Here is a 7,282-nt window from a genome sequence, read left to right as displayed (position 1 = left end):
AACTTCGCCTGTTGCTTTTTTACCACACACTGCCCATTTGGTTTGATAGGTATCAGGTTCTATGGGTACAGGTTTCCAACCTTCATACATATGCTTGATTTCGAGCGATCCCTCAAAGAACATATTCAAGAAGCTTTTCCAACTGTTCATACCTTGTTTTCGATCACCATTCAATACAAACTCAATCTTCTCAGAGAAAAGGCTAATTAATCGCTCTCTACTCTTCTCGTCATCTTTTGCTAAATCATAGTAGTGAAAATAATCTTCTAAAATCTTCATCGTGTGCAATTCCTTTCGTGCTGTATATGTGTATGCGTCCTTATGAAAAGGTGATTGCAATTTTACCAACAGCGTGGTGGGTTTCGCTTAAAGCGTGTGCGTCATACAAACCTTTTTGTGAAAAAGGAAACGTAGCTCCTACTACCGATCTTACTTTCTTTTGCTCCAACAGATCGGCAATTTCCTGTAGCTGCTGTCCGTTGGGCTCCAGCCATATATTTTTGGCCGTTACGTTGTACTCCTTCACCAGCTCTTCGTCGAAATTGCTGACAATGGATATGATCCGTCCGGTATCCCTTTTCATTACCTTAAAGCTGTTCTTCTGAACATCCCTACCCATCGTATCGAACACCACGTCCACATCAGATAAAACTTCCTCAAATCGAGTTGTACGATAGTCAATGATTTGGTCGGCTCCCAATGAAGCAAGCAATTCATGATTACGCTCACTGGCTGTAGTAATGACATAGGCTCCGGCTTGTTTGGCAAACTGGATAGCAAACATGCCTACGCCACCTGCACCTGCGTGGATTAATACTTTCTCCCCTTTGGTCAGTTGACCATGTGTAAAGAGCGCCTGCCAAGCAGTCAACCCCGCCAAAGGTACAGAAGCGGCTTCCTCCCAAGAAATTGAGGCAGGTTTACGTGCCAGCAGGTGATCATCCACCAAGGTATACTCGGCATAAGTTCCGAATCGGGTAGTGTCCGGGCGTGCAAACACTTCATCTCCCACTTTCCAATCGATGACCTCGCTGCCTACTTCCGAAATAGTGCCGGCTACATCCCAGCCTAAAATAATTGGGAACTCCCAATCCATCATTTGTTTTAAGTAACCTTCACGCAGCTTCCAGTCAATTGGATTGATGGAGGTAGCCGCCACTTTAACTACAACCTGATGAGCCTGTGGTGTAGGAGTAGCCACTTCTCTTTCTTTCAATTCATCCTTGCTTCCATACTGATCTATAACGATGGCTTTCATATTCATTTCCTCCTCGCACATTTACATATTCTTTATATTGCTAGACATACGCTGTAGCACATCTGTCAAAGCCACAATTTCCTCATCTGTAAACTTACATAGCAGCTTTTCCTGAAAGGCTTGTCTTTGCTCTGACAAAACTTGCAGCTCTTGAACCCCTAATTCGGTCAAACGTATATAGGTCACACGCTTATCCTGCTCTTTTTTACTACGTAAAATCAGACCTTCCTCTTCCAGTCTTCTCAGATGTCGGGTTACTGCTGCACCATCCAGAACGAGCAGATGTTGGAGCTCCAGCTGACTTAGTTCCTGACGATGATCAATATGATACAAAATTTCAACCTTGGTAAAACTGGTTTTTAACTGTGCTTCAAAGGCGTTATTCATTTCTTTACACAAAAGATGCATGCGATAAAACAACTGGCTTTTTTCAGAGCAATGTTCGATGACAAACCCTCCTCCCAATACTTGACCTATCAATTGATATATCAAGTATTATACACCCTCACTAAAAATAAACAAGCCCTGAGACAAGTTTCATCTGTTTATGTACAGGCAATAGTGGTTGAATTCCGGCGATATTCCACAGATCACAGCACGGGAAAGAATAAAGTGAGGCCACTTCTCTCACGGCCTGTACATACGCGCTATAGACTTGACCAGCAATGGCATTAGGCAGATGCTCAGGAACCGTATCACTTGATCCGTGAGGCGGAGTCAAAAAGACGATCAGCTTGTCCGGGTAACGGTTAATTAGTCCTTCGGCAATATGCTTGAGCGCACCATAAAACGTACTCGTTTCTGTCGATGGCGTATCCAAGCTACCGAACGGTATTTCTCCCATCGAAAAGTCGTTTCTTCCCCCCATAAAAAAGATCACGTCCGCATGAGGGTTCATTTTCTCATAACGCTCACACATCGGTTCAAAACCGCCGCTGGCTACACTGCTGCCCCGGATATGCCGTGATTCTCAAAGGTTAGGAATCCCAGTGCGTCGCTCACAAGGTGGGGGTAAGGCTTTTCTCCATCACGCAATTCATATCCAAACGTAATGCTATCACCCAGAAATACAGCATGGCTGCCTTGGCATTTGCCTTGATTGATTGTCATTCAATGTCTCTCCTATCTATTAGATCGTATTGTTGATTTCGATAAATTTATGTTCAATCGCTGTCATTTCGTGATTTGGTCGGGTTATTAAATATGTATCCATGTAGCCGAAGGTTGGGGGAGCGGGCAAATAGGATGTTACTTTAAATTGACGCGCCAGCTTTTTGGACATGAGGGTGATTCCCATTCCCATCAAGGAAAATTGCACCATCGTATCAAACACCCCGACCTCTACCACCTCGCCATGGGTCAATTGCATGTCCTGATACATCTTCTCTAAATACGTGAGGTACAGGCAGCCATCCGACAATATGATAATAGATGCTCCTTGGAGTACCTGTTTGAGATCCGAGGCTTCATGTATGCCTTTCCCCACCAGCACCAGTTCTTCACGGCATATTTTTTGATAATGAATATACGGGTTGGCGGGATACCCTGTAACAAAAGCAATATCGAGTTCCCCGTCAAGGATCAATCGCTCCATTTCCGTCGTGGTTCCGGTTTTTAATGTAACCGAGGCCTGCGGATACAGCTCATATACCTTCGTGAGCGCCCTCGTTGTTTCGCCCGCCACGATGGACTGCATCGTACCGATGCGCAGCTTTTCCTCCTGCGGTCTCATTTTCATCTCCGTGTCTTGCCATAGCAACAACATTTGCTTGAACTGAGCATACAAGGTTTCTCCTGCAGGTGTCAGCTCCATACCACGGGGCTTTCGATAAAATAATGCTGTCCCGTAATGGGCCTCCAGCTTCTTTATTTTGGCCGTCATATTCGATTGCAGGTGATTCAACTTTTGTGCTGCTTCTGTCAGGCTTCTCAGCTCTGCCACCGAAACAAATGCCTGCATATTTTCAATATCCATCCCTTTACCTCCCATCAAATAAAATGATACCTATATCATAAACAAGCATTATTATTTATGAGTTAAGTGTATTATATTGGCCTTGGATGCTATTTTCCACCCATTTAAAAAATCAGGAGGTATGGCAACATGATCAAAAAGAAGATTCGTGTAGGTATCGTAGGAGGTTCGATGAATAATAAATGGGCCAGTCAAACGCATATTCCTGCTTTGCTCAAGCACTCGAACCTGGATATCACTGCCGTTGGTACCTCTCGTATGGAGAGTGCGCGACAAAGCGCAGAAGAAGTAGGTGCGGCACTGTCTTTTGATGATTCCAAAAAGCTCGCAGCTTCCGAGGATGTGGACATGGTCGTGGTGAGCGTAAAAGTTCCCCATCATTACGAGGCGGTGATGGCGGCAATTCAAGAGGGAAAACATATTTTTTGTGAATGGCCCTTGGGGGCAAACACTGCGGAAGCTGCTGAAATGGCCAAGGCGGCGGAACTGGCAGGCATTCATCATACCGTCGGCTTGCAGGCACGGCAGGATCTTGAAGTGCAAACGATGAAAAAGCTCGTGGAGGGCGGAGAGATTGGTGAAATTATATCCTGTCATATGCAAGTAGCTACTCCCGGCAAAGGAGGACAAGTAAATCAGGACACTGCTTATTTGCTGAAAAGAGCCAATGGGGCTAATCTGCTCACGATTAATGGTGGGCATTCCCTGGATGCGTTGCAATACATCGTTGGCGAATTCCGCGAGCTATCGGCCATTACATCATCACGTTATCACGAAGCCATTATTCAGGAAACGGGTGAAGTCATTTCCAAGGATACAGCCGATCAGATTCTGATTCACGGAATATTGGAAAAAGGAGCACCGGTATCCGTTCACATTCAAGGCGGAGTGAATTCTAAGTTTGAGATAGAGATTCAAGGGAAAAAGGGTATTTTGCGTTTGTCACAGAATCCTTCGCTTGGGCATGTTCAATTCGGGAATCTAACGCTCGAAAAACTTGTGTACGATCCAAGCAGTACGCAGAGTCATGGTCCTAATGGCGCTTTTGAACAAATAAGTATAACTAGAGAGCCTAATATAGAAATGGATTTCCCAAAAGAAGGGGTAACCCTAAATGTAGCCAAGGCTCATTATGTTTTTGCCGAGGATATTTTGACACACACCCGTCTCGCTCCCGATTTCAACCATGCTTTAAAGCTGCATCAGCTACTAGACCGCATTGAGGAATCGGCTGCAACTGGGAAAAAGATCGTATGGTAAGGTAGAATTATAAAAAAAGAACCTTTAACACCACGATAGATGTGGGAGTTAAAGGTTCTTGATCTTTTAAAATCATGCATTCTCGACCTTTATACTGTCACTTTCAACCAAAATAACTTCCGCGTTGCTGATTGGATATAAATTTAATTGGCTGCCATATTCCTCAATGATGCTCTCCACTGCTTTTTTAAACGGGATGTTCGTATGGTGGGGGACTGGATAGAATTCAATTATCCCGAGCGCAACAAAGGAATCCAAAGCAGGCGCCTCCTCCACATTGTCCATAAGTCGGGCATATTCGATATTCGGTGATAAAATTATCGAACCTGCCGATTCTCCTATATATAACTTCCCTGCATTAACTTCATCAGCAATGATTTTGTCAGCCCCGGTTCTTCTTAACTCTTGAAGTAAATAAAATGTGTTGCCTCCGGTAATATAAATATAGTCATTTTCTCTAATTTTACTCTCTATTTCATTCAATGTTGCTGTGCCGATTTCGATTTCATCCACGACTAATCCTAAATTCTCTAATGCTTTTTTCCCTGAATCCACATAAAACTTAACTTTCTCTGGAATACTTGCGGTTGGGATGAAGGTGACTTTTTTTCCTTCTAAGTTTTCACCAGCGAAATGGACTAAGCATGGTGCAACATCCTTAAATGAGGACGACAGAAATAATTTTTTCATCTCTTTATTCTCCTTAGAATAGCGTTTAATAAAACGAGATATGCAACACTTTAATCTAGGTACATTATAAAATATATTAGTATCAAAACATGACACCATTAGAGCATGACATGAAAAAGAAGTGAACGTTTAATTTAATACTTGATTTAAGCTATTTATAGCTTGAATCTAATAAAACCATATAAAAAAGGAGACATTAACATTGAATAATATCTCCTTTTTTCAGCTTCATATTCCGTTTTGCAACAATAAATGACTTCATATCTCCGCTGCATGAGGCAATGCTGTTCGCCTTCAGCTAACCCCCGTCGATTGAGGTTGCCGTACAGTAAACTTTCCCGAGCAAAGGTTCGACCTTGCCCCCGTAAAAAAGACTCCAACCGCATAGCGATATTTCGCCGATACGGAGGAGTCCTGATGTTGTATTGGTAAATCTTAAAGGATTGATGGTTACGGCGCGGGAGTCTCCGCGTTTATTCCCACTCAATCGTTGCTGGTGGTTTGGAGGTGATATCATACACGATGCGATTCACGTTATCCACTTCATTTACGATACGTACCGAAATTTTCTCCAGCACATCCCAAGGGATACGTGCCCAGTCGGCAGTCATACCGTCGATAGAGGTTACTGCACGAATACCTACGGTGTAAGAATACGTACGAGCATCGCCCATAACGCCAACACTCTTCATATTCGGCAAAGCGGTGAAGTATTGCCAGATTTCCCGGTCCAGACCGGCTTTAGCAATCTCCTCGCGCAAAATGTAATCCGACTCACGAACAATGGTTAGCTTGTCCTCTGTCACTTCACCCAGCACACGAATGGCAAGACCCGGACCCGGGAACGGCTGACGCCATACAATCTCAGGTGGCAGTCCGCATTCTTCTCCGACTTTACGCACTTCGTCCTTGAACAGGGCATTCAACGGCTCGATCAGCTTGAACTTCATGTTCTCCGGCAAACCACCCACATTATGATGGGATTTAATGGTCTGTGCCGTTGCTGTTCCGCTCTCTACAATATCCGTATACAGTGTACCTTGTGCCAGGAAAGTAAAATCGTCGAATTGAGAAGATTCTTCCTCGAACACATAGATAAACTCGTTACCGATGATTTTACGTTTTTGTTCCGGATCATCAACTCCTGCCAGTTTGGACAAGAAGCGCTCACGTGCGTCAATTTTGACAACTTTCATATCAAATTTACCAACGAACGTCTCCATTACACTTTCGGCTTCACCTTTGCGCAGCAATCCATGGTCAATGAACATACACGTCAGTTGGTCACCAATCGCTTTGTGAATGAGCATCGCTACAACGGAAGAATCCACGCCACCGCTTAAGGCACACAATACTTTCTTGTCGCCAACCTGTTGACGAATCTCACGAATTTGATCTTCAATGAACGATTCCATGGTCCAGTTGCCTTCACAACCGCATACTTCATAAAGGAAGTTGCTGATCATCTCGTTACCTTGAACGGAATGACGTACCTCTGGATGGAATTGCACCGCATACAGATTCCGCTCCAGGTTACTCATCGCGGCAATCGGCGCACTCTCTGTTCCTGCATCAAGTGTAAATCCGGTTGGCAGATCTGTAACGTGATCCCCATGGCTCATCCATACGGTTTGACGAGAATCCAGTCCTTTAGCCAAGCGGGCATCCTGATTGAATTGCACGTCTGCTTTGCCATACTCACGCTTGCCCGCACGTTCTACCTTACCATCCAGTTGGTGAGCCATCAGCTGCATGCCATAACAAATACCAAAGATAGGGATGCCAAGATCATAAATTGCCCGATCCACCTGAGGAGCATTGTCTGTATATACGCTGGAAGGTCCGCCTGAGAAAACAATCCCTTTGGGCGCCAGCTCTCTCAGCTTCTCCGCAGGCGTATTGTATGGAAGGAGCTCGCTATATACACCGAGATCCCGAATTCTTCTTGCGATTAACTGGTTGTATTGTCCTCCAAAATCGAGAACTACAACGATTTCATTAGGCTTATTCATTACCGTGCCTCCCTCAATTGTTCGTTTCATTATACGCAACGATAAAACAAGACGTCAAGAAATCAACCGGAGTTGAGTGGGCATGAA

General features: G+C 44.3%; 9 protein-coding genes (1 of these 9 only partly in view). 1 reads left to right on the top strand and 8 read right to left on the bottom strand.

From position 1 onward, the window contains the following. The 6 genes in view from KAI37_RS03810 to KAI37_RS03790 are tightly spaced (at most 40 nt apart) and all read right to left on the bottom strand, a layout consistent with a single transcriptional unit that may run on beyond the window. Positions 1-279, bottom strand: the 5' portion of a protein-coding gene (locus KAI37_RS03810; RefSeq protein ID WP_071639553.1) for a nuclear transport factor 2 family protein. 111 nt of this gene lie to the left of the window's left edge; the window shows 279 of its 390 coding nt (coding positions 1-279); it begins with the start codon at positions 277-279; the stop codon falls past the left edge of the window. A gap of 40 nt (positions 280-319) precedes the next feature. Next, positions 320-1,258, bottom strand: coding sequence for an NADP-dependent oxidoreductase (locus KAI37_RS03805; protein ID WP_220030749.1), 939 nt, complete (start codon positions 1,256-1,258; stop codon positions 320-322). Between the two features lie 21 nt (positions 1,259-1,279). Next, positions 1,280-1,750 carry a MarR family winged helix-turn-helix transcriptional regulator gene (locus tag KAI37_RS03800; RefSeq protein ID WP_220030748.1) on the bottom strand — a complete coding sequence of 157 codons (471 nt, stop codon included), beginning with the start codon at positions 1,748-1,750 and terminating at the stop codon, positions 1,280-1,282. Between the two features lie 16 nt (positions 1,751-1,766). Continuing rightward, positions 1,767-2,177: an SGNH/GDSL hydrolase family protein gene (locus tag KAI37_RS26275; RefSeq protein WP_258383043.1), complete on the bottom strand. Its 411-nt coding sequence runs from the start codon at positions 2,175-2,177 to the stop codon at positions 1,767-1,769. Between the two features lie 20 nt (positions 2,178-2,197). Further along, the gene (locus KAI37_RS26270) at positions 2,198-2,368 is read right to left on the bottom strand and encodes an SGNH/GDSL hydrolase family protein (RefSeq protein ID WP_258383042.1); all 171 of its coding nucleotides are present in this window, start codon (positions 2,366-2,368) and stop codon (positions 2,198-2,200) included. Between the two features lie 19 nt (positions 2,369-2,387). After that, the gene (locus tag KAI37_RS03790; RefSeq protein ID WP_104497362.1) at positions 2,388-3,233 is read right to left on the bottom strand and encodes a LysR family transcriptional regulator; all 846 of its coding nucleotides are present in this window, start codon (positions 3,231-3,233) and stop codon (positions 2,388-2,390) included. Between the two features lie 129 nt (positions 3,234-3,362). Between KAI37_RS03790 and KAI37_RS03785 the strand changes: the two genes are divergently transcribed. Next, positions 3,363-4,493 (top strand): Gfo/Idh/MocA family protein, encoded by a 1,131-nt coding sequence (locus tag KAI37_RS03785; RefSeq protein ID WP_220030747.1) that lies wholly within the window; start codon positions 3,363-3,365, stop codon positions 4,491-4,493. Between the two features lie 72 nt (positions 4,494-4,565). Here KAI37_RS03785 and KAI37_RS03780 read toward each other — a convergent pair whose 3' ends face one another. Together KAI37_RS03780 and guaA are read right to left on the bottom strand one after the other, a co-directional pair. Then, positions 4,566-5,183, bottom strand: coding sequence for a Type 1 glutamine amidotransferase-like domain-containing protein (locus KAI37_RS03780; protein WP_220030746.1), 618 nt, complete (start codon positions 5,181-5,183; stop codon positions 4,566-4,568). Positions 5,184-5,656: 473 nt separating this feature from the next. Continuing rightward, entirely contained in the window at positions 5,657-7,195 is a 1,539-nt protein-coding gene (gene guaA / locus KAI37_RS03775) for a glutamine-hydrolyzing GMP synthase (RefSeq protein ID WP_023987031.1), read from the bottom strand. Positions 7,196-7,282 lie beyond the last annotated feature (87 nt).

Source organism: Paenibacillus sp. S25, from assembly GCF_019454085.1.
GTDB lineage: Bacteria > Bacillota > Bacilli > Paenibacillales > Paenibacillaceae > Paenibacillus > Paenibacillus polymyxa_B.
Note: the sequence above shows the minus strand (reverse complement) of the source record. Positions and strands in the feature narration are given on the sequence as shown.

Coding starts and splice junctions, on each gene's coding strand:
- KAI37_RS03805 (WP_220030749.1), bottom strand. CDS start 1,258: ATGAAAGCCATCGTTATAGATCAGTATGGAAGCAAGGATGAATTGAAA.
- KAI37_RS26275 (WP_258383043.1), bottom strand. CDS start 2,177: ATGTGTGAGCGTTATGAGAAAATGAACCCTCATGCGGACGTGATCTTT.
- KAI37_RS26270 (WP_258383042.1), bottom strand. CDS start 2,368: ATGACAATCAATCAAGGCAAATGCCAAGGCAGCCATGCTGTATTTCTG.
- KAI37_RS03790 (WP_104497362.1), bottom strand. CDS start 3,233: ATGGATATTGAAAATATGCAGGCATTTGTTTCGGTGGCAGAGCTGAGA.
- KAI37_RS03785 (WP_220030747.1), top strand. CDS start 3,363: ATGATCAAAAAGAAGATTCGTGTAGGTATCGTAGGAGGTTCGATGAAT.
- KAI37_RS03780 (WP_220030746.1), bottom strand. CDS start 5,183: ATGAAAAAATTATTTCTGTCGTCCTCATTTAAGGATGTTGCACCATGC.
- guaA (WP_023987031.1), bottom strand. CDS start 7,195: ATGAATAAGCCTAATGAAATCGTTGTAGTTCTCGATTTTGGAGGACAA.